The sequence below is a fragment of the Bradyrhizobium sp. STM 3561 genome (assembly GCF_045571455.1).
In the GTDB taxonomy this organism is placed as follows: domain Bacteria; phylum Pseudomonadota; class Alphaproteobacteria; order Rhizobiales; family Xanthobacteraceae; genus Bradyrhizobium; species Bradyrhizobium vignae.
Genome location: NZ_CP120695.1, coordinates 4,858,593 through 4,878,623 on the forward strand (window position 1 = coordinate 4,858,593; position 20,031 = coordinate 4,878,623).

A 20,031-nucleotide genomic window follows, 5' to 3' on the forward strand; every position below is an offset into this window, starting at 1 on the left:
TCCCTCCGCGGAGACAGTCTGGATTGCTTCGTCGCAAGAGCTCCTCGCAATGACGGAGCAAGAATTCACCGCCGTCGCTCAAACGCACGCACACCAGAATTAAACCGGAGGATCCCATGAACATCCGCTCCAACCCGGAGAAGACCGTCCCCGCCGTTACTACCGGCCCGCTGCCCTCCTCGCGCAAGATCTTCGCGACACCGGACGCCGCGCCCGATCTGCGCGTGCCCTTGCGCGAGATCATCCTCTCCGAAGGCGCCGGCGAGCCCAACCTGCCGGTGTACGACACCTCCGGCTCCTACACCGATCCTGATGTCACCATCGACGTCAACGCCGGCCTGCCCCGCAACCGCAAGCAATGGGTGCTGGAGCGCGGCGGCGTCGAGGAATATGAGGGCCGGCAGATCAAGCCGGAGGACAATGGCAGCGTCTCCACCGACAAGGCCGCCCGCGCCTTCTCGGCCTATCACAAGCCGCTGCGCGGCCTCGACGGCCACAAGGTGACCCAGCTCGAATTCGCCCGTGCCGGCATCATCACCAAGGAGATGATCTACGTCGCCGAGCGTGAGAACCTCGGCCGCAAGGCCCAGCTCGAACGCGCGGAAGCGGCGCTTGCCGACGGCGAAAGCTTCGGCGCATCGGTGCCCGCCTTCATCACTCCGGAGTTCGTGCGCTCGGAGATCGCGCGCGGCCGCGCCATCATCCCCTCCAACATCAACCACAGCGAGCTCGAGCCGATGATCATCGGCCGCAACTTCCTGACCAAGATCAACGCCAATATCGGCAACTCGGCGGTGACCTCGTCGGTCGAGGAAGAGGTCGAGAAGATGGTGTGGGCGATCCGCTGGGGTGCCGACACCGTGATGGACCTCTCGACGGGACGCAACATCCACACCACGCGTGAGTGGATCCTGCGCAACTCGCCGGTGCCGATCGGCACCGTTCCGATCTACCAGGCGCTGGAGAAGTGCAACGGCGATCCGGTCAAGCTGACCTGGGAGCTCTACAAGGACACCCTGATCGAGCAGTGCGAGCAGGGCGTCGACTATTTCACCATCCACGCCGGCGTGCGCCTGCAATACATCCACCTCACCGCCAATCGCGTCACCGGCATCGTCAGCCGCGGCGGCTCGATCATGGCGAAGTGGTGCCTGGCGCATCACAAGGAAAGCTTCCTCTACACGCATTTCGACGAGATCTGCGACCTCATGCGCAAGTACGACGTCTCGTTCTCGCTCGGCGACGGCCTCCGCCCGGGCTCGATTGCCGACGCCAACGACCGCGCGCAGTTCGCCGAGCTGGAGACGCTCGGCGAGCTCACCAAGATTGCGTGGGACAAGGGCTGCCAGGTCATGATCGAGGGCCCCGGCCACGTGCCGATGCACAAGATCAAGATCAACATGGACAAGCAGCTTAGGGAATGCGGCGAGGCGCCGTTCTACACGCTCGGGCCGCTGACCACCGACATCGCGCCGGGCTATGACCACATCACCTCGGGCATCGGTGCCGCCATGATCGGCTGGTTCGGCTGCGCCATGCTCTGCTACGTCACGCCGAAGGAGCATCTCGGCCTGCCCGACCGCAACGACGTCAAGACCGGCGTCATCACCTACAAGATCGCCGCCCACGCCGCCGATCTCGCCAAGGGCCACCCCGCAGCCCAACTGCGCGACGACGCGCTCTCCCGCGCGCGGTTCGAATTCCGCTGGACCGACCAGTTCAACCTCGGCCTCGACCCGGACACCGCAAAGAGCTTCCACGACGAGACCCTGCCGAAGGAAGCCCACAAGGTCGCCCATTTCTGCTCGATGTGCGGCCCAAAATTCTGCTCGATGAAGATCACCCAGGACGTCCGGGACTACGCGGCGACGCTGAACGATCCGAACAGCGTGGGGATGTCGATGCAGGGCACCGCCGAGGACGGCATGGCGAAGATGAGCGCGAAGTTCAAGGAGATGGGCGAGAGCCTGTATCTGGATGCGGAGAAGGTGAAGGAGAGTAATCGGGTGTTGTGAGGGGCTGGTGCTCAGCTCGTCATGCCCGGGCTTGACCCGGGCATCCATCTGAAAATTGAGAGGCCGGGCAAAAAGCCCGGCTTTTTTGCGAGGCATCCCTTCAAGAAACCATTTTCTTCAACAGCGGCTGATCCTTTTTGACAGTGGGTGAGCATTCCTTTTCCCAGGGGAAACGCCTATTGGCGTCTTGCCAGATGACTTGGAGACACGGGAACGCGAACCGCGACTTCTGGTAAAACCAGATCGCCGTGCCAAGATATTCGCGATAGACACCGAGCGGCACCTGCCAGAAGCCGAGCTTGTAGCCGTTCTCCAGCATGTCGTCGGCGACATCGCCATCGACGAATTGATGCCCTGCTGCAACGCGGTCGCGGATAAGGTTGATGATGGCCTGCGCCGTTTCGGCTCTCTGTCCGAAAATGATGAGTTCGGGATGCCCATAGTTCAGATGCAGACCGATCGAAAATGAAAACGATGGATTCGCATCTGGTATGCCCGTGATATGGCAGCCGTGATTGCGGACGTTACGCAAGATTATCTTGTCGGCTTCGTGCTCGGGCTCGGGCCATTCGAACTGATCTTGCATTTTCTCCTCAGATGAAACAAGCGTAGCCCGGATGAGCGTAGCGACATTCGGGGTCTTTGTCGCCTCGCATTCGCTGACGCTCATGCGGGCTACAACTCCACGGATAACTGATTTTGTCCGATAGCAAGCTCCACCGCCTCCCCGACCAGCTCCGTCCCAACCTCCACCTCGTCTTCGTCGGCACCGCCGCCTCGACGCGATCGGCCGAGCTCGGGCACTATTACGCCCATCCCGGCAACCGCTTCTGGCGCGCGATCCATGAGGCCGGGATCACGCCGCGGCGCTATCAGCCAGGCGAGTTCGCGTCGCTGATCAAGCTCGGGATCGGCTTCACCGATCTCTGCAAGACGGGCGCCGGGATGGATCACCAGATCGCGGCGAAGGCGATCGACGTGCCGGGCTTCAGGGCGAAGATCGAGACGTACCGGCCGCGAACAATTGCGTTCACGAGCAAGAAGGCGGCGAGCTTGTTTTACGGCAGGCCGTCGGCTGCGATTGTGCTGGGGCGGCAGCCGCCCGATGCAAGCTGGCCGGAGACATTCGTGCTGCCCTCGCCGTCGGGTGCAGCATCCGGGCATTGGACGCTGGAGCCGTGGCGTGAGTTAGCCAAGTGGATCGCTGCGTAAGGTGGGCAAAGGCGCTCTTGCGCCGTGCCCACGATCTTTCCGTGGGTCCCGCAAGACGTGGGCACGGCGCGCGAAGAGCGCGCCTTTGCCCACCCTTGTTTTAGCGCACCGGACTAGAATGGCCTCGTTCCGTGAGGAATGGCCCAGCTCGGGTGGCCGCCCGAGCTGGGCTGCCGATCGATCGGATCGATGCCCACCGAAGCCTTGAGGGCTGCCTTTCGTAGCAGGATCGCGATCGGTACTTCATCGGGACCCGGATGGTTGAACGAACTTTAGGTTCGCACACACAAGGGAGGGTCGACGAAGATGGCCAAGCGTATCACGATCTGTGCCGGGATCGATACCGGTAAAGGTAAGCTCGATGTGGCACTTGATGGCAGTTTGGAGCGGCTTCAGGCCGATAACACGCCGGATGGCTATAAAGTGCTGGTGGAATGGTTGCAGCGCCACAAGGTCAAACGGGTCGGGATCGAGGCGAGCGGCGGCTATGAGCAGGCTGTCGTCGCCGAGTTGCGGCGCCAGCGGTTTGTGGTCGTCGTATTTCAGCCGGCCCAGGTGCGCGCTTATGCCGTGTTCCAGCTGCAGCGCGCCAAGAACGACAAGATCGATGCCGCGCTGATTGCGGCCTGCACCGCCGCGGTCAAGAAGATCCACGCAGCTCCGGATCCCCGCTTGCTGCCATTTGCCGAGCACCTGACGATGATCGACCAGATCACCGAGGACATTGCTCGGCTGAAGAACCGGATCGAGAGCTGCCGCAATATGCGGCTCCAGAAGCTGTGGAAGGAGGATATCGCTCGCCTGGCCAAGCGCGAGAAGGTCGAACTGAAGGCACTGGCCGCCGCAATCCGTGAGCATCGCGATCTTGCCGAGCGGCTCGACTTGATCAACAGCATCGATGGTATCGGGCTAAAGACCGCCATGGTCATTCTGGTGCGGATGCCCGAGATCGGTCAGATCACGCGCGAGCAAGCGGCCGCGCTGGCTGGCATTGCCCCTTACGATGACGACAGCGGCGATCGCACCGGCGTTCGTCACATCGCCGGCGGGCGTGAACGGCTGCGACGTGCGCTCTTTACTGCGGCGCTGCCGGCGTCATTTCGCTGGAATCCGCAGCTCATCACGCTCTATGGAAGGCTGATGGGAGCAGGCAAGGAACACAAGCGCGCATTGATCGCTTGCGCCAGAAAGCTATTAATCTTCGCCAACACAGTGGTCGCCCGCGGCACGCCTTGGCAGACAAAACCGCCCGAGATCGCGAGGGCTCCGGCTACCTGATGGCGTTTCTTTGTTCGGCCGAAGCACCGTTTCTTCGTGCCGACCTGCCGTCACAAAGACGCCGCGCGCCGCGGCCGTCAAAGGCTGGCCGTCGCCCTGGCCTCAACTCCATCTCCGCTGCCGCCAGGCCACGCCTTGACGGCCGCAAGCACGGCGTCATGCTACCCTCAGCGATCGGGCGAATCTAATGGTTGCTACGGCGCTGCCGGATTGCATCAGCTCTCGTGTCCCGGGCAAGCGCAGCGCAGACCCGGGACCCAGAACTTCCGCTGCTGATCATGGGCCCCGGCTCTGCAGCGCATCACGCCGCACTGGACGATGCTTCGCATCGCCAGGGGCGCGCTGCACTGCGTCCGGGGCACGCCACCGCCGATATTTCGCACGTAGTCTGTCGGAAGCCGCATCCGTCGTTCGTCCTCCGAACCAAAGCACGATCCCCCGGAGTCCCCCCATGCCCACCATCACCGCCTTCGAAAACTCCCCCGACCGCGGCAAGGGCCACGCCCGCGACATGCGCGTCCGTTGGGCATTCGAAGAGGTCGGCCAGCCCTACGACGTTCGCCTCCTCTCGTTCGCGGCGATGAAGCAGCCGGCGCATCTTGCGCTGCATCCGTTCGGGCAGATCCCGACCTATGAGGATGGCGATCTCACGCTGTTCGAGTCCGGGGCAATCGTCCTCCACATCGCCGAGCGCCAAGATGGCTTGCTGCCGAAGGATGCCAACGCGCGCGCTCGCGCGATCGCGTGGATGTTCGCCGCGCTTGCCACGGTGGAGCCGCCGATCGTCGAGCTCACCATGGCCATGCTGTTCGAGCGCGACAAGGGCTGGTACGCCGAGCGCCTGCCGATGTTGCACGACCGCGTCCGTGTCCGGCTCGGCGAATTGTCCCGCCACATCAGTGAGGCCGATTGGCTCGACGGCGCCTTCAGCGCCGGCGATCTCATGATGGTGACCGTGTTGCGGCGATTGAACACGTCGGGCCTGCTCGACGAATTCCCTGATATCGCCGCCTATGTCGCCCGCGGCGAGGCGCGGCCGGCGTTCAGGCGCGCGTTCGATGCGCAGCTGGCGGTGTTCAACGCGGCGTCGCGTCCGTAATTCGTAGGGTGGGTTAGACGCGCGGCTGCGTGAAGCGCAGGCCGTGCGGCGTAACCCACCACTTCTGTCGCCGTGGATGGAGAAGTGGTGGGTTACGCCTTGCGCCTTCGCGTGTTGAACCACCGCGCGCGTGAGCGGCTAACCCACCCTACGAACGCGGCACCCATTGCGTCCGCCGCCACACCCCTGCATGCTGGTCCCCACCCCAGAGGAGCCCGCCCATGCTGACCCTCTACTCCTACCCAGACCTCTTCGGTGTCGCCGACAACAACGGCTACGGCCTCAAGGTTTACGCCTTCCTCAAGCTTGCGGGCGTGCCGTTCGTGCATGAGCACGTGTTCGATGCCTCCGCCGCGCCGCGCGGGCAGCTGCCTTACGTCGTTGACGACGGTGAGACCATCGGCGACAGCGAGACCATCATCGCGCATGCGATCGCGAAGTATCGCCTGACGATCGATGCCGGCCTGTCGCAGGCCGCATGCCGCACCAATCATTTCGTGACGCGCATGCTGGACGATCTCTACTGGGTGATGTCCTATTCGCGCTGGAAGGACGAGCGCTTCTATCCGGCGTTCCGCGACGCCTTCATCGCGCAGCATCCGCAGATCGACGTAGCCGGCTTCGAGAAGGCCAAGGCCTACAACGCGCAGCGCTATCACTTCCAGGGCATCGGCCGCTACACGCCCGAGCAGGCCTATGCGCGGGGGCTCGCCGACTTGCAGGTGCTGGCGGAGATCGTCCCAGTGCAAGGCTTCGTGCACGGCGCGGCGCCGACGAGCGTTGATGCCGGCATCTACGGCTTCATCGCCAACATCTATTTCTTCCCGATCCCGACGCCGCTGAAGGCCTTCGTCGATGCGCGTGAGAATCTCGTTCGGCATTGCGATCGGATTCATGCGATGGTGAGTGCGTAGTCCACGCTCTCGTAGGGTGGGCAAAGCGGAGCGTGCCCACCAACTTCGTCACCGCGAACACAGGAGAGGAATGGTGGGCACGGCGCTTGCGCGCCTTTGCCACCGTACGACACCGTCTTTTACCGCATCGTGATCGCAAGCCCGCTCAAATCCGCATTCGCCATCAGCCCAACCTGCGTGCCCGTCAGCTCCAGCACCGCGCCCTTCTGGTTGGTCAGCACGATGGCGCGGGCGCCGGAGCCGACCGCAAGGCCCGCACCGGCGGCGCCGTAGACGCCGGCGACGTCGGAGGGGCGGTTGATGTTGGAGACGCGGCCGCGCAGCACGGTCTTGGATCCCCCGAACACGAGGCCGTAGTCGAGGCCGCCGGTGGAAAGCCCGTAGGTGCGGCCGCGGAAGTTGAGCACGCCCGAGCCGCCAGACCCGCCGATGATCCAGCCCGCCTTGTAGATCGTCAGCGTCACGAAGCCGCTGTCGGCCTGCGCCGCGGTCGAGAGGCCGGCCAGGGCGGCAATGGCGACGCACGCGGCGCGAAAGGTGGATGCGAGCTTCATGGGGTCTCCGGGGACTGTTTTTCAAGGGGGAATCGAATCAGACGCAGCGAATCTATCCGATCGATCGCGGCGGCAACATGATGGGGTGCGGCTGCGCGCCCCGCATAGCCTCGTTCTCCGTCATTGCGAGCGCAGCGAGCAATCCAGAATGTTCGCCGCGGAGCCAGCCTGGATTGCTTCGTCGCAAGAGCTCCTCGCAATGACGGGGTCAATGGCCCGTCCTCTCACCGCGGGCGGGCCGCGCGGGGAGAGGCGAAGCACTGCACAGCACGCCAACCGCCACGATGCCATCTTGCTCCTGTTTTGCCCGACGGAGCAAGTTGATATTTCGCTCTGCCGAATTTTAAAAATCCTAATGATCTCCGCACGATCGCTACTGTGCATGGGGTTGTTTTCGTACTTTTTGTTTGGAGCGCGCCGCTCCTGCCGTTACGCTCATAGGTCTTAGCCCTTCCTGAGGTGAGCCCATGCCGATCCAGCATTTCGCGCCCCCGCCGCACGTCAAGGCGCCGCCGCTGTCGTTTGCGACGCGCGTCGGCGACCTCCTGTTCGTCTCCGGCATTCCCGGCTTCGATGCCAATGGCGCGCTGCCCGACGGTTTCGAGGCGCAGTTCGCCAACGTCGTGGTCAACATCAAGCGCGTGCTGGGCGAGGCCGGCGCCGGCACGCACGATCTCGTCAAGGTCAACGTGCTCCTGACCCGCGCCTCGGATGTCGCCGCCATGAACGCGCTCTATGCCGGCGCCTTCGGCCCGCCGCCCTACCCGGCGCGGACAACGTGCGTGGTGCACGCGCTGCCCGATCCGAAGATGCTGATCGAGATCGAGGCAGTCGCGTCACTGGCGCGGTGAGCGCGTTGCTTGTCGGGCACGCGGCCAAACCAAATGCTTGGGGAGCAGCTGACATGTCCGTGAACGGCGGCTCCCCGGCTTGCAAAGGACCTGCTTTTACCGCACGAATTTTCAGATCCCACTTCCCCACAAGGAGATACTTCATGCGTCGCGTTTTCGCGCTCTGTGCCGTTGCCGGCATTGCTAGTTCCGTGTTCGCCGTGCCCGCATCCGCGAAGGTCGGCTATTACGTGATCCGTTGGGACAACACCGGCATCTGCCAGGTCTGGAACGAGGACCTGCAGTACAAGCCGTTCCAGATTGGGGTGTCGACCTACAAGGTCGTCAGCAAGCCGCTCCCGACCTTCCAGCAGGCCTCCGACCTCCAGATCCAGATGCGCACCGAGCGCCGCTGCACGCTCTGAACTCAGGCAGGAGATCGCATTTCAAGGGCGGGTCGCGCGAGCGATCCGCCCTCGTCTTTTCCTGCCCGCCTTGTTTGAACCCGATCAGCGCGAGCCGCTACTCACATCTTGTCCGGGGCGCATCCCCCAAAGGCGTCCCGCATCCTCCTCCCGTCATTGTCGGGAGGCGCATCACATCATTCATTTTGAGGAGCTGATCATGCGTCGTCTTTCCATGCTGTGCGCTGCCGCCGGTCTTGCCGTCACTGCGTTCGTCGCTGCGAGCCCTGCCGAAGCCAGCTATCATCTGATCCGCTGGCACGACACCGGCTTCTGCCAGATCTGGGACGAGAGCATCCCGACCACGCCGTGGCCGGCCGGCTATCACCGCGCCAGCGTGACCGTGCCGACCTTCATCGACGCGCTCGCGGTGAAGGATTCCGCGCTGAAGAACGGCCACTGCAGCTGGTAACCATTCGATCGGCGGACGAAGAGCCGGGCAAGGACTCGCATCCTCGCCCGGTTTTTTTGTGTTGCGCAAGCGGGAGCTGACGCGCGCTCACGCGTCCTTGTGCGCGCCGGGATGAATCAGGATGTCGCGCGCGTCGGCGAGGTCGATGAAGGCGTCCGCGCTGCCGCCCTGGTCGGGATGCAGGCCCTTGGCGGCGCGGCGATAGGCCCGGTTGATTTCCTCGCAGGTGAGCTGCACGGCGAGCGGCAGGCCGAGCATCTTGCGGGCGCGATCCTCGCTGGACAGCTGTTTCGGCATGGCGTTGCGGCGGCCGAAGCGCGGGACACTCAGATCGTGCACGACATCGAGCACCACACCGAGACGGCGCTGGGCCGCCAGCATCACGCCGTGCTCGTGATTGTCCACGGCCTGGCGCAGCACCGGAAGCGCCTGCTCGGCGGCCTGGCGCAGCGTGAGGTCGCTGCTCATCCGCGCGATCTCCGCCAGCAGCCGGCCGGCCTCGGCCCAATCGGGCGAGTGCGCCGACCGAAGGCGTCCCAGAGCGAGTTTCCAGGAGTCGAGCCGTTCCATCATGCGCGCAACGTGTAGCAATGAAGATCAGTATGCCAAGGCCGCCGTTTCCGACCCCTTAATTTCGAGTTAGCTTTTCGTGAAACTTCGAAAAGAAATCGGGAGGAATATGTCATGGCCTTGCTCGCAAACCACATCGCCGTCGTCACGGGTGCCGGCTCCGGCATCGGCCGGGCGATCGCCGCCGGATATGCGCGCGAGGGCGCCGAGGTCGTGCTGCTCGACGTCAACGCCGAGACGGTGGCAGACGCCGCGCAGGAGATCCGAACATCGGGCGGCAAGGCCGAAAGCTTTGCGCTCGACGTGACCCGGCGCGAGGATTGCTTCGCGCTGGCGAAGCAGGTCGAAGGCAAGGTCGGGCAGGTGTCGATCCTCGTCAACAATGCCGGCATCACCCGCCGCAACGCCTTCACCGCGGAGACCGAGACGGTGGCGAAGGACTGGAACGACATCATCTCGCTCAACCTCAACGGCGTCTTCAACATGACGCAGGCGTTCCTCGCCCCCTTGCGCGCCAGCAAGGGCCGCATCGTCAATATCGGCTCGATCCAGTCCTTCGTGCATCTGCGCACGCCGAGCTCGGCGGCCTACACCACCTCGAAACACGGCGTGCTCGGCTTCACCAAGGCGCTCGCGGTCGAGCTCGGCAAGGAGGGCGTGCGCGTCAACGCGATCGGGCCGGGCTTCATCGAGACCAACATCAACGCCAATGTGCGCGCGACCAATCCGGCGCTGGTGCAGGCCTTCGTCGATCACACCCCGCTGGCGCGCACCGGCAAGGCGGAGGACATCGTGGGACCTGCGATCTTCCTCGCCTCGGATATGTCGGCCTATGTCACCGGAACGATCGTGATGGTGGACGGCGGGTATCGCACGGTGTGAGGCACGACTCACCATCCGCATCTGCTGTGATGCCCGTTTGCGCGGGCATCACACGCGTGATCGGCACGAGATAGGTCCGCATCGCGATGCATCTCCCACCAATCGCGGCGGCTTCGCGGCATTCCTGAGGTCAATTGGTGCGATCGTCCCCGGTTAACCCTTCATTAACCAAACCCGACCACCGTGGATCTACGGCTTGGGGGTCGTTGGTTCTCGATCCGCTTCCAATGATGGAAGCGGGCGTTGGTCGGGAGGTGTTGATGACCACTGTTCACGTCGCTGCGTCCGAGCCGGACGCACAGTTCCTTGCTCCAAACCAGATCGTTCCGCTTCTGATCGGCGCCACCGTCGACGAGGTCGAACGTGAGCTCGTGCTCCAGACGCTGGCGCGCTGCGACGGCAACCGCACGCGCGCCTCGCGCGTGCTCGGCCTGTCGGTGCGCACGCTGCGCAACAAGATCAGGCTCTATGCCGCCTCCGGCATCGACGTGCCAGCCTATCAAGACTAGCACGTGCGACGGCGTGCCGATTGATGTTGACCGATCTCACGCGCGCAGAATTGCTGCTGTCGTCAAACGCCGCTAAGTAGCTTGCTTCGGGTGCAGGGAGCAGTGGCGTGGCAGACGATCAGGGACGACGGCAGGGACCTCCGGGCCCGCGCGGGCGGCAAGGCGAGCCGGGACGGCCTGGACCGCAGGGTCATCCGGGCCGGCGCGGCCCCGACGGGGCGCGCGGCAAGCCGGGGGCCGCAGGGCAAGCCGGGACCGATCGGCAAGGCCGGCCCGCCTGGCAAGCCCGGTCCGCAAGGCAAGCTGGGCGAAGCCGGCCCACGCGGAGCCGCCGGACCACAGGGACCTCTCGGACCGCAGGGGCCGGCGGGGCCGCAAGGCCCGCGCGTCGAGCCGGGTCCGCCCGGCCAATTGCCATCGATCGAGCAAGTGCTGCCGTGGCTCGACCAGCTCTTCGACGCCTGGGACGAACGCCGCCGCCAGCGCGAACGCGAAGCCGCCGAGCGCGATGCGCTCGAGGCCGCCGTCCAGGAAACCGGCGAGGCAATCGTCGATGACGAGAGCGATGACGGCGAAGATCACAAGAAGACGAAGAAGAAGAAAAAGAAGAAGCACGCTCCCAAGGGCTAGCGGGCGAGGCTATTTCGACCGGTTCTCAGGCCGCGGCAGCATGCCCATGCGCTCGAACTGCCAGCGCATGGCGCGATACCAGAGATAGCCCACCGCCGCGCCGCACAGGCCGAGGATGATCACGTGTGCGCTCGAGAACGAGCCGCTCCACCACATCATCCACGCGGTCCATAGCATCGTGAAGACGATGGCACCTGCTTTCAAAGGAAGAAGGGGGCGGCTCATGGTCGTGCTCCGGGCGATCAAAACCCCGGCCGCCAGCATCGCAAGTTGACGCAGCAGATACCGTGAGCCAGATCACGGAACGCGTTGCTGGCGCTCACGAGCCGAAGCGCAGCCGCGAGCGCTCCTTCGCCTTTTCCGCCTCAACCTCGCGGTCGCGCGCCGGCGTATGCGTATGCAGCGACGTCAGGAGTTTTCGTGCGGCCTCAGAGACCTCGGCCACCGCACGCTCGAACGCCACCTCGTTCACCTGCGACGGCTTGTTGAACCCCGACAGCTTTCGCACGAACTGCAGCGCGCTGGCATGGATCTCATCCTCCGTCGCGGGCGGCTCGAAGTTGAATAGTGTCTTGATGTTGCGGCACATGCAGGATCTCCCGGTGTCAGCCTGAAAGACGATCGGCCGAGCCGAAATCCTACATCCCTCCCCAGACTTCTGCTAAATTCCACCGCAACGCGGCCGCCGACCATGAGCCGCATGGGGGAAATGAACATGAGAGCTTGTCGCGCGGCGCTGTCTGCCATCCTGCTGTCCCTTTCGACGCTGGCTATCTCCACACCGGTCTTGTCCGCCGATTACCCGCCCCCAAAGCAGGGAGACTGGATCGCCAGGGATTTCAAGTTCCACACCGGCGAGATCATGCCGGAACTGAAGCTGCACTACACCACTGTCGGCGAGCCCTCAGGCCAACCGGTGCTGGTGCTGCACGGAACAGGCGGCTCGGGTGCGGGCATGCTGACTCCCTCCTTTGCCGGCGAGCTGTTCGGCGCGGGGCAGCCGCTCGACGCTTCCAAATATTACATCATCATTCCCGACAATGTCGGCCACGGCAAATCGTCGAAGCCGTCCGACGGACTGAAGACGAGCTTCCCGAAATACAACTACGACGACATGGTCGAGGCGCAATATCGCCTGGTGACGGAAGGCCTCGGCATCAAGCATTTGCGGCTCGTGATCGGCAATTCGATGGGCGGCATGCACACCTGGCTGTGGGGCGAGAAATATCCGGACGCGATGGACGCACTGATCCCGATGGCCTCGCAGCCGACCGAGATGGCGTCGCGCAACTGGATGCTGCGGCGGATCATGCTCGACACCATCCGCAACGATCCCGACTACAATGGCGGCAATTACACCAGCCAGCCGCGCATGATGAAATACGCCATCACGGCGTACGGCATCGCGAGCATCGGCGGGACGCTCGCCTATCAATCGCAGGCGCCGACCGCGGCCAAGGCCGACAAGATGGTCGACGAGCGTCTTGCAGCGCCGATCACGGCGGATGCCAACGACTTCGTCTATCAGTGGGAGTCCTCGCACGACTACAATGCCTCAGAGAAGCTGGAGGCAATCGAAGCGTCGCTGCTGCTGATCAATTCCGCCGACGACGAACGCAACCCGCCGGAGACCGGAATCACGGATGCCGCCATGAAGCGGGTCAAGAACGGGCGCCTGTACCTGATCCCGGCGAGCACCGAGACGCGCGGCCACGGCACCACGAGCAACGCCAAATTCTACGCCGAGCATGTCAGGCAATTGCTGCAATCCGCGCCGCAGCGCGCGATGTAGGGATCACCAAGAACACGCCCATATCGCAATGCATCATATGCGGCGCTCCGCCGCCGCATATTATTTGAGCATGCAATGCGCTGACAGCTCGGGCTTAATCGTCTTAACAGTCGAATCGGCGCGCGGACGAATCATGCGCGAATGGCAAGACGCGACGAGGAGGATCATGCACAGGCTGGCACTGTGCATTTGGCTGGCTGCAATGACGGCGCTGACGAGCGCCGCGTTCGCATTCGACAACGGGCAATATGATCACGTTCCGCCGGATATCCGCGCCTGGTTCAAGAGCGTGATCGCGCCGAATGGCGTGCCCTGCTGCGACATCTCCGACGGCCATCGCACCGACTACGACGTGCGCGGCGGCGCCTATTGGGTACCGATCGATGGACAATGGATCGAGGTGCCTGAGCGCGCCATCATTCGCGATCGCGGCAACCCGGTCGGGCAGGCCGTGGTGTGGTACGTCCATCACCGCGGTGCCGTCATTATCAGCTGCTTCGTGCCGGCGGACGCAGTTTAGCGCGTTTGATCTCGTTGGCTGAACGCGCCTGATCGGATAGCTTCGGCCAAACTGAAGCGGAGGCACGCCGTTGAACGATCTGAGCGCCGAAGACCTCGCCACCATCTATGCCAAGCCGAGCCCGCGCGTGATCGCGAAGGCACGGCCCGCGATCGATGCGCATGCGAAGAAATTCATCGAGATGTCGCCGTTCTGCGTGCTCGCGACATCGGGAGCGGACGGGAGCGTCGACGCTTCGCCGCGCGGCGGCGGCATCGGCTTCGTCCGCGTCGCCGGCCCCAACCAGCTGCTGATGCCCGACCGCTCCGGCAACAACCGCATCGACAGTTTCCGCAACGTGGTCGAAGGCTCGGGCTTCGTGCACCTCTTGTTCTTCGTGCCGGGCATCGACGAGACGCTGCGCGTCGGCGGACGCGGCACGCTGTCGGCTGACCCGGAACTGCTCGCCTCGATGGTGGAATTCGGCAAGCCTCCGCGCGCGGTGTTGAATGTCGCGGTCAGCGAGGTCTATTTCCATTGCGGCAAGGCGCTGATGCGCTCGAAGCTGTGGTCGTCGGAGAAGGTGCAGCGCTCGGTGATGCCGAGCATCGTCACCGTCATTCACGATCAGACCGGCCTCGGCGAACCGGCGAGCCAGGAGACCGTTGAAGAAATCTACAAGACGCAGCTGTAGCTAAGGCATGATCCGGAAAAGTGCGAAGCGGTTTTCCGGAAAGATCATGCGTAAACACAAGCTAAAGCGCGATGACGATCCATCCAAATCTCATCGCGCTTTAGAAGTCCGTCATTCCCGGGCTTGTCCCGGGCATCCACGTCTTCGTCGTGCGGCAATACCTGGATGGCCGGGTCAAGGCCCCGGCCATGACGAATGGAGGGAGCCGGGCCGGAGCTTAATGCCCGTCGCCCTCGAGCCCGCCGACGTGCTTCTGGGTGTAGAGCTCGAGGCCGATGCGACCGATCAGATCGAGCTGGGTTTCGAGGAAGTCGATGTGGTGCTCCTCGTCGCTCATCAGCTTCTCGAACAGGTCGCGCGTGACGTAGTCCTTGACGCTGTGGCAGTAGGTCGCCGCTTCTTGATAGAGCGCCCGGGCGCTCATCTCGGCGGCGAGGTCGCACTCGATGATCTCCTTGACATTCTGGCCGATGCGCAGGGGATCGAGCACCTGCATGTTCGGAAAGCCGTCGAAGAACAGGATACGCTCAGTGAGCTTGTCGGCGTGCTCCATCTCCTCGATGGACTCCTTGCGCCAGACCTTGGCCATGTCGAGCAGGCCCCAATTGTCGAGGAAGCGGTAGTGCAGCCAGTACTGATTGATCGCAGTCAACTCGTGACGCAGCGCCTTGTTGAGATAGTCGATGACCTTTGCGTCGCCCTGCATGGTTCACTCCAGCTTTCGCAGTCCAAATCGGCCCTAACCGAATTTAGAATGCTTCTAAATGACTTCGCGGACGAGAGCAACCAGCTACGCGGACGCAGCCGGGGGAAAGCTCAGCGGTGTTGTGGAAGTTTTTAGCAGGCTGCGAGGGCGAACTGCGCGGGTTCGGCCGTCTCGTCATTGGCAGGCACGGTGTGGCTATGAGGACAGCCGGCGCAGCAGGACTGGGCGCAGGGGCCGAGGGCTTCGTCGATGATCGTCTTGATGGTCCGGGCACAGCGACCGCATTCGGCGCTACAGCCGAGGCATCCGTAGACCTGCTTGGCATGGCGCACGGCGTCCTCGGACTCGGCGACGGCGGCGCGGATATCATCATCGCTCAGCACGTTACAGGAACAAACGATCATGGAAGCGGAAGGCCCTTCGGTGATGCGCCATCATCGATATTTAACAGGCTGGCCGGATGCAAAAGGAAAAACTGGTATTTGAAGCTATTCCAAACTGGCCCGGCGACAGCCTAGAACGGCTCTAAAACAAGCTGTTGCGCTGGATCAAGATTGCGGGGGTTCTAATCGCCACCTCCGCCTCCTCCACCATCGCCGCCACCTCCGCAATCCCCGCCGCTGCTGCCGCCATCGCTGCTGGAACAACTGCCGCCGTCAGTCGCGCTCCCCAAGTTGTCGCTGGAGAACCAGCTTCCCAGCGAGAAGCCGTCACTCGTCCCGGAATAACTGTCGCTGCCGCTGCTCCCTCCATCGCTACCGGCCGCTGCGCGGGAGCGCCGTCCGCGATTCTGGAGGTGGATGAACCAGCCGTAGCCGATCGCGAAGACGATTCCGGCAGCAATCAATGCATTGACCATCGCGTTGCCCATCATCGTCTCCTTGGCGGAGTTGCGTCCATGTCAATTGGTCGTCGCCGGCGAAGGCGCCGTTCATTGATCATTCAAGCGAATTGTGGAACTCTGCTCCCAATTGTGGAACTCTGCTCCCAAAGAGTTCCCGCGTGATTGTGCGAAAAGGTCAAGCCGATGAAGAAGTCGCTCCTGGCAGTTGCCGCCGTCGCCACCCTGGCGCTGACGGCCGGAACACCCGCCCATGCCCAGCGCGGCGTCGCCGCTGGCGTGGCCGCCGGGATCATCGGCGGCGCGATTGTCGGTGGCGCGCTTGCCTCTCCGTATTACTACGGACCCGGCTATGGCTATTATGAACCCGGCTACTACCCGCCGCGCTACTACGCACCGGGCCCGGGCTATGTTGCCGACGACTATTACGGCGGCTGCGTCTGGCAGAAGCAGCGCTTCTGGGACGGCTATGCCTGGCGCGTCCGCCGTGTCAGAGTCTGTGGCTAAGTCGCCAGGACCGGCTCACTACGGATGGGCCGTTCATCTCGGAGCCCGAAAAAGACCGCTTTTTCTCGTCACAGCTCCGTGTGCGTTTACCGTGGATTGACCATTTGCGCGCTTGCTAGCCCAACGGCCAATTCCATCAGAGTGTGCGTGAACCTTTGAAACCCGGGCACCTCTAACAAGGGGAGCCCATCTCCCAGGAGAGCCCTGAGCATGAAGAAGACTTTAGTTGCCGCCCTCACGGTTGCGACGGTCGCCGGTTCGCTGGTGACCGCCACCCCGCCTGCCAAAGCCGGTGACGTCGGTGCCGGCATCGCGGCTGGCCTGATCGGCGGCGCGATCGTCGGCGGCGCCATTGCGTCGAGCCGTCCCGCCTATGGCGGCCCCGTCTATGTCGCCGAGCCCGGCCCGCCGCCCCCGCCCTGCTACTGGCGTCGTGAGCGGTATTGGGACGGTTACGGCTGGGTCGTCCGCCCGGTCCGCGTTTGCTACTGATCTGATCGTTACGCGCGCGCCGCGATCGAAGCCCGGCCGAGCATCTCGGCCGGGCTTTTTCTTTTGCTGCTCTGCTATCGCGCAGCCTGGATCGAGCGCAGCACCTCTTCGCTGGGCCAGCAATCGACCTTCAAACCCGCCGACTTCTGATAGGCGCCGAGCGCTGCGCGTGTCTGCATGCCGGCCTTGCCGTCGATCTTGTCCCTGTAGAGCCCGATACGCGTCAGCCCGCGCTGCATGGTCTCGACATCCTTGGTGCGCAACTGCTTGGAGGCCGACCAGGGCGTTGCAAACGGCAGCGGGCTCATCATGCGGTCGCTGAGATGGCCGACGAACAGCACGTAGAGATCGGAGAAATTGTATTCCTTGATGACGAAGTAGTTCTTCGTGGTCAGGAACGACGGGCCGTAGATGCCCTCCGGCTGGAGCAGCGAGGCTGGCTGAGCCTGCTCGGCCGCGCTGAGCTTTTGCCCACGCACCGGCACAAAACCTTCGCGCAGCCACTGGCCGATCGGCTTCGTCACCTCCGGCACGCCAACCGTGCAATCGACGTTCGCCGGCGCCTGCACCTCATAGGCCCAGCGCAAGCCGCTTTGCCAGCCCTTGTTGACGAGCTGCTGCGCGGCCGAGGCCAGCGCATCCGGCACGGAGTGCCAGATATCGATACGGCCGTCGCCGTCGAAGTCGACGCCATGCTTGTAGTATTCCGAGGGCAGGAACTGCGTCAGCCCGGTGGCACCGGCCCAGGACGAACGCATGTCCTTGCGCGTCACCACGCCTTCTCCCAGGATCTTCAGCGCGAGGACGAATTCGTTGCGATACTGGTCCTTGCGGCGGCCGACATAAGCCTGCGTCGCCAGCACGCGGACGAGATCGTAGGGCAGCGTGTAGCGGCCATAATCGGTCTCACGGCCCCAGATCGCGAGCATGACGGTGGCAGGCACGCCGGAGCTTCTCTCGATCCCGGTCAGTGCCGTGCCATATTTCTGCAGCAGTCGCTGTCCCTCGCCGGCCAGCCGCGCGATCGAAGCTTCCTTGACGTAGTCGGCCGGGACCTGCACGAACTCGGCCTGCGAGGGCGCGCCGGTCGCGGGCCGTCCGGGCAGGATCAGATCGGGCAGCTTGTAGTCGGGCTCGAGCCCGCGCGTCTCACGCTCGAATGTCGCGCGCGAGACGCCGGCCGCCTGCGCCTCCGGCCAGAGCGAATCAACGAACTGCGTGAAGGCCGCGTCGGCAGCGTGGGCGGACGACCAGCCGCAGGTGACGACGATCGCGGCCGCGATGAGCGCCCGCCGCATCATGCCGGGATCACCGCGTCAGCTTTTTGTACTTCACGCGATGCGGGATGATGCTGTCCTGGCCGAGCCGGCGCATCTTGTCCTTCTCGTAGTCCTGGAAGTTGCCCTCGAACCATTCGACATGGCTGTCGCCTTCGAAGGCCAGGATGTGGGTCGCGATGCGGTCGAGGAACCAGCGATCGTGGCTGATGATGACGGCGCAGCCGGCGAAGTCCTCCAGTGCCTCCTCGAGCGCGCGCAGCGTGTCGACGTCGAGATCGTTCGTCGGCTCGTCGAGCAGCAGTACGTTGGCACCGGACTTCAGCATCTTGGCGAGATGCACGCGGTTGCGTTCACCGCCGGAGAGCGCGCCGACCTTCTTCTGCTGGTCCGCGCCCTTGAAGTTGAACGCCGAGCAATAGCCGCGCGAGTTCACTTCCTTCTTGCCGAGCAGGATCAGCTCGTTGCCGCCGGAAATTTCTTCCCACACGGTCTTCTTGCCGTCGAGTGCGTCGCGCGACTGGTCGACATAGCCGAGATGCACGGTCTCACCGATCGTGATTGTGCCGGAGTCCGGCTGCTCCTGGCCGGTGATCATCCTGAACAGCGTGGTCTTACCGGCACCGTTGGCACCGATCACGCCGACGATGCCGCCCGGCGGCAGCTTGAACGTGAGATTGTCGATCAGGAGACGATCGCCAAAACCTTTGCTGAGCCCTTCGAAGTCCACCACGTTGGTGCCGAGCCGCTCGGCGACCGGGATGATGATCTGCGCGGTCTGGGTCTGCTTCTCGCTCGCCTTCTTGAGCAGCTCCTCATAGCGCTGATAACGCGCCTTCGACTTGGCCTGGCGCGCCTTCGGCGAGGACGCCACCCATTCCTGCTCGCGGGCCAGCGTCTTCTGGTGCGCAGCGTCCTCGCGGCCCTCCTGTTCAAGCCGCTTCTGCTTCTGCACCAGCCAGGAGGAGTAGTTGCCCTCATAGGGGATGCCGCGACCGCGGTCGAGCTCGAGGATCCAGCCCGTGACGTTGTCGAGGAAGTAGCGATCGTGGGTGACGATCAGGATCGCACCGGGATAGTTGCGCAGGTGCCCTTCCAGCCACGATACGGATTCCGCGTCGAGATGGTTGGTCGGCTCGTCCAGCAGCAGGAGCTCGGGCTGGTCGAGCAAGAGGCGGCACAGCGCGACGCGGCGGCGCTCACCGCCGGAGAGTTTGGTCACGTCGGCGTCGTCGGGTGGACAGCGCAGCGCGTCCATGGCCTGGTCGACCTTGCTGTCGAGATCCCACAGGCCCTGCGCCTCGATCTCGTCCTGAAGCTTGGTCATCTCCTCGGCGGTCTCGTCCGAATAGTTGACGGCGAGCTCGTTATAGCGGTCGAGGATCGCCTTCTGCTTGGCGACACCCTGCATGACATTCTCGCGCACGGTCAGCTTGGGATCGAGCTGCGGCTCCTGCTCGAGATAGCCGACGCGGGCACCCTCGGCGACCCAGGCCTCGCCGGTGTATTCCTTGTCGAGGCCAGCCATGATCTTGAGCAGGGTCGACTTACCCGACCCGTTGACGCCGAGCACGCCGATCTTGGCGTCCGGATAGAAGCTCAGGTGAATATTGTCGAGCACCTTCCGGGTCGGGTAGCTCTTGGTCAGGCCCTGCATGAAATAGATGAACTGGCGCGCCATCGGTCCCGTGAAACCTTCGATTTGAGGAAATTTGCTTGCCGCCGATGTAACGATCCCGCCCCCAAAGGGCAACGTTTTCCGTCCGTTCACCACGGATGAATACGGGACGGACACCATCCGGCCACCGATCCGGACAATTGAAACCATTTTTTAATAAAGCAGGCCAAAGCTCG

The 20,031-nt window shown here is 63.7% G+C and carries 25 protein-coding genes and 1 pseudogene; 16 read left to right on the forward strand and 10 right to left on the reverse strand.

The annotated features are described in order from the left end of the window. Positions 1-116 precede the first annotated feature (116 nt). Entirely contained in the window at positions 117-2,015 is a 1,899-nt protein-coding gene (gene thiC, locus P6U28_RS23070) for a phosphomethylpyrimidine synthase ThiC (protein WP_407119966.1), read from the forward strand. 100 nt (positions 2,016-2,115) lie between these two features. Here thiC and P6U28_RS23075 read toward each other — a convergent pair whose 3' ends face one another. Then, a complete protein-coding gene (locus tag P6U28_RS23075; protein ID WP_129145541.1) occupies positions 2,116-2,685 on the reverse strand; it encodes a DUF4262 domain-containing protein in 570 nt (189 codons plus the stop codon). Between the two features lie 29 nt (positions 2,686-2,714). Between P6U28_RS23075 and P6U28_RS23080 the strand changes: the two genes are divergently transcribed. The 4 genes from P6U28_RS23080 to P6U28_RS23095 all read left to right on the forward strand — a co-directional run bounded on the left by P6U28_RS23080 (position 2,715) and on the right by P6U28_RS23095 (position 6,518). After that, positions 2,715-3,227, forward strand: coding sequence for a mismatch-specific DNA-glycosylase (locus P6U28_RS23080; RefSeq protein ID WP_407119967.1), 513 nt, complete (start codon positions 2,715-2,717; stop codon positions 3,225-3,227). A 306-nt stretch (positions 3,228-3,533) separates the two neighbouring features. Next, positions 3,534-4,505: an IS110 family transposase gene (locus P6U28_RS23085; protein WP_407119968.1), complete on the forward strand. Its 972-nt coding sequence runs from the start codon at positions 3,534-3,536 to the stop codon at positions 4,503-4,505. Positions 4,506-4,956: 451 nt separating this feature from the next. Further along, a complete protein-coding gene (locus tag P6U28_RS23090) occupies positions 4,957-5,604 on the forward strand; it encodes a glutathione S-transferase family protein (RefSeq protein ID WP_164937170.1) in 648 nt (215 codons plus the stop codon). A 221-nt stretch (positions 5,605-5,825) separates the two neighbouring features. After that, complete coding sequence (locus P6U28_RS23095; RefSeq protein ID WP_407119969.1) at positions 5,826-6,518, forward strand: glutathione S-transferase family protein; 693 nt, start codon at positions 5,826-5,828, stop codon at positions 6,516-6,518. Positions 6,519-6,637: 119 nt separating this feature from the next. On the opposite strand, the gene P6U28_RS23100 is transcribed toward P6U28_RS23095, so the two are convergent. Then, positions 6,638-7,072, reverse strand: a complete 435-nt coding sequence (locus P6U28_RS23100; RefSeq protein WP_407119970.1) for a hypothetical protein — start codon at positions 7,070-7,072, stop codon at positions 6,638-6,640. Positions 7,073-7,539: 467 nt separating this feature from the next. On the opposite strand from P6U28_RS23100, the gene P6U28_RS23105 reads away from it, so the two are divergent. The 3 genes from P6U28_RS23105 (at position 7,540) to P6U28_RS23115 (ending at position 8,778) form a co-directional block, all read left to right on the forward strand. After that, positions 7,540-7,923, forward strand: coding sequence for a RidA family protein (locus P6U28_RS23105; protein ID WP_122401921.1), 384 nt, complete (start codon positions 7,540-7,542; stop codon positions 7,921-7,923). A gap of 143 nt (positions 7,924-8,066) precedes the next feature. Then, a complete protein-coding gene (locus P6U28_RS23110) occupies positions 8,067-8,327 on the forward strand; it encodes a hypothetical protein (protein WP_122401920.1) in 261 nt (86 codons plus the stop codon). A 199-nt stretch (positions 8,328-8,526) separates the two neighbouring features. After that, entirely contained in the window at positions 8,527-8,778 is a 252-nt protein-coding gene (locus P6U28_RS23115; protein WP_122401919.1) for a hypothetical protein, read from the forward strand. Between the two features lie 87 nt (positions 8,779-8,865). On the opposite strand, the gene P6U28_RS23120 is transcribed toward P6U28_RS23115, so the two are convergent. Then, positions 8,866-9,351 carry a J domain-containing protein gene (locus P6U28_RS23120; RefSeq protein WP_407119971.1) on the reverse strand — a complete coding sequence of 162 codons (486 nt, stop codon included), beginning with the start codon at positions 9,349-9,351 and terminating at the stop codon, positions 8,866-8,868. 111 nt (positions 9,352-9,462) lie between these two features. Between P6U28_RS23120 and P6U28_RS23125 the strand changes: the two genes are divergently transcribed. From P6U28_RS23125 to P6U28_RS23135, 3 genes and pseudogenes are all read left to right on the forward strand, one after another. Next, complete coding sequence (locus tag P6U28_RS23125; RefSeq protein WP_122401917.1) at positions 9,463-10,230, forward strand: SDR family NAD(P)-dependent oxidoreductase; 768 nt, start codon at positions 9,463-9,465, stop codon at positions 10,228-10,230. Positions 10,231-10,490: 260 nt separating this feature from the next. Beyond that, complete coding sequence (locus P6U28_RS23130; protein ID WP_027572640.1) at positions 10,491-10,739, forward strand: helix-turn-helix domain-containing protein; 249 nt, start codon at positions 10,491-10,493, stop codon at positions 10,737-10,739. A 107-nt stretch (positions 10,740-10,846) separates the two neighbouring features. Then, a pseudogene (locus P6U28_RS23135) lies at positions 10,847-11,369 on the forward strand (collagen-like protein). A gap of 9 nt (positions 11,370-11,378) precedes the next feature. On the opposite strand, the gene P6U28_RS23140 reads toward P6U28_RS23135, so the two are convergent. After that, entirely contained in the window at positions 11,379-11,594 is a 216-nt protein-coding gene (locus tag P6U28_RS23140; RefSeq protein ID WP_122406501.1) for a hypothetical protein, read from the reverse strand. A gap of 94 nt (positions 11,595-11,688) precedes the next feature. Continuing rightward, the gene (locus P6U28_RS23145) at positions 11,689-11,958 is read right to left on the reverse strand and encodes a DUF2277 domain-containing protein (RefSeq protein WP_407119972.1); all 270 of its coding nucleotides are present in this window, start codon (positions 11,956-11,958) and stop codon (positions 11,689-11,691) included. 126 nt (positions 11,959-12,084) lie between these two features. Here P6U28_RS23145 and P6U28_RS23150 point away from each other — a divergent pair, with 126 nt between their 5' ends. From P6U28_RS23150 to P6U28_RS23160, 3 genes are all read left to right on the forward strand, one after another. Continuing rightward, entirely contained in the window at positions 12,085-13,161 is a 1,077-nt protein-coding gene (locus P6U28_RS23150; protein WP_122406500.1) for an alpha/beta fold hydrolase, read from the forward strand. Between the two features lie 166 nt (positions 13,162-13,327). Next, entirely contained in the window at positions 13,328-13,681 is a 354-nt protein-coding gene (locus tag P6U28_RS23155) for a hypothetical protein (protein WP_122406499.1), read from the forward strand. A 70-nt stretch (positions 13,682-13,751) separates the two neighbouring features. Continuing rightward, positions 13,752-14,354 carry an MSMEG_1061 family FMN-dependent PPOX-type flavoprotein gene (locus P6U28_RS23160; RefSeq protein WP_122401914.1) on the forward strand — a complete coding sequence of 201 codons (603 nt, stop codon included), beginning with the start codon at positions 13,752-13,754 and terminating at the stop codon, positions 14,352-14,354. 217 nt (positions 14,355-14,571) lie between these two features. On the opposite strand, the gene bfr is transcribed toward P6U28_RS23160, so the two are convergent. From bfr to P6U28_RS23175, 3 genes are all read right to left on the reverse strand, one after another. Continuing rightward, a complete protein-coding gene (gene bfr, locus P6U28_RS23165) occupies positions 14,572-15,060 on the reverse strand; it encodes a bacterioferritin (RefSeq protein WP_025034463.1) in 489 nt (162 codons plus the stop codon). Between the two features lie 131 nt (positions 15,061-15,191). Then, positions 15,192-15,464, reverse strand: coding sequence for a bacterioferritin-associated ferredoxin (locus tag P6U28_RS23170; protein ID WP_122401913.1), 273 nt, complete (start codon positions 15,462-15,464; stop codon positions 15,192-15,194). Positions 15,465-15,625: 161 nt separating this feature from the next. Further along, positions 15,626-15,934, reverse strand: a complete 309-nt coding sequence (locus tag P6U28_RS23175) for a hypothetical protein (protein ID WP_122401912.1) — start codon at positions 15,932-15,934, stop codon at positions 15,626-15,628. Between the two features lie 153 nt (positions 15,935-16,087). Here P6U28_RS23175 and P6U28_RS23180 point away from each other — a divergent pair, with 153 nt between their 5' ends. Continuing rightward, complete coding sequence (locus tag P6U28_RS23180; RefSeq protein ID WP_129146203.1) at positions 16,088-16,408, forward strand: hypothetical protein; 321 nt, start codon at positions 16,088-16,090, stop codon at positions 16,406-16,408. A gap of 210 nt (positions 16,409-16,618) precedes the next feature. Continuing rightward, positions 16,619-16,900, forward strand: coding sequence for a hypothetical protein (locus P6U28_RS23185; protein ID WP_122401911.1), 282 nt, complete (start codon positions 16,619-16,621; stop codon positions 16,898-16,900). Positions 16,901-16,974: 74 nt separating this feature from the next. Here P6U28_RS23185 and P6U28_RS23190 read toward each other — a convergent pair whose 3' ends face one another. Continuing rightward, positions 16,975-18,201 carry a lytic murein transglycosylase gene (locus tag P6U28_RS23190; RefSeq protein ID WP_122401910.1) on the reverse strand — a complete coding sequence of 409 codons (1,227 nt, stop codon included), beginning with the start codon at positions 18,199-18,201 and terminating at the stop codon, positions 16,975-16,977. A gap of 7 nt (positions 18,202-18,208) precedes the next feature. Further along, positions 18,209-19,858: an energy-dependent translational throttle protein EttA gene (ettA, locus tag P6U28_RS23195; protein WP_129146201.1), complete on the reverse strand. Its 1,650-nt coding sequence runs from the start codon at positions 19,856-19,858 to the stop codon at positions 18,209-18,211. Between the last annotated feature and the right edge of the window lie 173 nt (positions 19,859-20,031).

Bases quoted from the DNA above. Each gene is read 5' to 3' on its own strand.
- thiC (WP_407119966.1), top strand. From the start codon at position 117: ATGAACATCCGCTCCAACCCGGAGAAGACCGTCCCCGCCGTTACTACC.
- P6U28_RS23075 (WP_129145541.1), bottom strand. From the start codon at position 2,685: ATGAGCGTCAGCGAATGCGAGGCGACAAAGACCCCGAATGTCGCTACG.
- P6U28_RS23085 (WP_407119968.1), top strand. From the start codon at position 3,534: ATGGCCAAGCGTATCACGATCTGTGCCGGGATCGATACCGGTAAAGGT.
- P6U28_RS23090 (WP_164937170.1), top strand. From the start codon at position 4,957: ATGCCCACCATCACCGCCTTCGAAAACTCCCCCGACCGCGGCAAGGGC.
- P6U28_RS23095 (WP_407119969.1), top strand. From the start codon at position 5,826: ATGCTGACCCTCTACTCCTACCCAGACCTCTTCGGTGTCGCCGACAAC.
- P6U28_RS23100 (WP_407119970.1), bottom strand. From the start codon at position 7,072: ATGAAGCTCGCATCCACCTTTCGCGCCGCGTGCGTCGCCATTGCCGCC.
- P6U28_RS23105 (WP_122401921.1), top strand. From the start codon at position 7,540: ATGCCGATCCAGCATTTCGCGCCCCCGCCGCACGTCAAGGCGCCGCCG.
- P6U28_RS23110 (WP_122401920.1), top strand. From the start codon at position 8,067: ATGCGTCGCGTTTTCGCGCTCTGTGCCGTTGCCGGCATTGCTAGTTCC.
- P6U28_RS23115 (WP_122401919.1), top strand. From the start codon at position 8,527: ATGCGTCGTCTTTCCATGCTGTGCGCTGCCGCCGGTCTTGCCGTCACT.
- P6U28_RS23120 (WP_407119971.1), bottom strand. From the start codon at position 9,351: ATGATGGAACGGCTCGACTCCTGGAAACTCGCTCTGGGACGCCTTCGG.
- P6U28_RS23125 (WP_122401917.1), top strand. From the start codon at position 9,463: ATGGCCTTGCTCGCAAACCACATCGCCGTCGTCACGGGTGCCGGCTCC.
- P6U28_RS23130 (WP_027572640.1), top strand. From the start codon at position 10,491: ATGACCACTGTTCACGTCGCTGCGTCCGAGCCGGACGCACAGTTCCTT.
- P6U28_RS23140 (WP_122406501.1), bottom strand. From the start codon at position 11,594: ATGAGCCGCCCCCTTCTTCCTTTGAAAGCAGGTGCCATCGTCTTCACG.
- P6U28_RS23145 (WP_407119972.1), bottom strand. From the start codon at position 11,958: ATGTGCCGCAACATCAAGACACTATTCAACTTCGAGCCGCCCGCGACG.
- P6U28_RS23150 (WP_122406500.1), top strand. From the start codon at position 12,085: ATGAGAGCTTGTCGCGCGGCGCTGTCTGCCATCCTGCTGTCCCTTTCG.
- P6U28_RS23155 (WP_122406499.1), top strand. From the start codon at position 13,328: ATGCACAGGCTGGCACTGTGCATTTGGCTGGCTGCAATGACGGCGCTG.
- bfr (WP_025034463.1), bottom strand. From the start codon at position 15,060: ATGCAGGGCGACGCAAAGGTCATCGACTATCTCAACAAGGCGCTGCGT.
- P6U28_RS23170 (WP_122401913.1), bottom strand. From the start codon at position 15,464: ATGATCGTTTGTTCCTGTAACGTGCTGAGCGATGATGATATCCGCGCC.
- P6U28_RS23175 (WP_122401912.1), bottom strand. From the start codon at position 15,934: ATGATGGGCAACGCGATGGTCAATGCATTGATTGCTGCCGGAATCGTC.
- P6U28_RS23180 (WP_129146203.1), top strand. From the start codon at position 16,088: ATGAAGAAGTCGCTCCTGGCAGTTGCCGCCGTCGCCACCCTGGCGCTG.
- P6U28_RS23185 (WP_122401911.1), top strand. From the start codon at position 16,619: ATGAAGAAGACTTTAGTTGCCGCCCTCACGGTTGCGACGGTCGCCGGT.
- P6U28_RS23190 (WP_122401910.1), bottom strand. From the start codon at position 18,201: ATGATGCGGCGGGCGCTCATCGCGGCCGCGATCGTCGTCACCTGCGGC.
- ettA (WP_129146201.1), bottom strand. From the start codon at position 19,858: ATGGCGCGCCAGTTCATCTATTTCATGCAGGGCCTGACCAAGAGCTAC.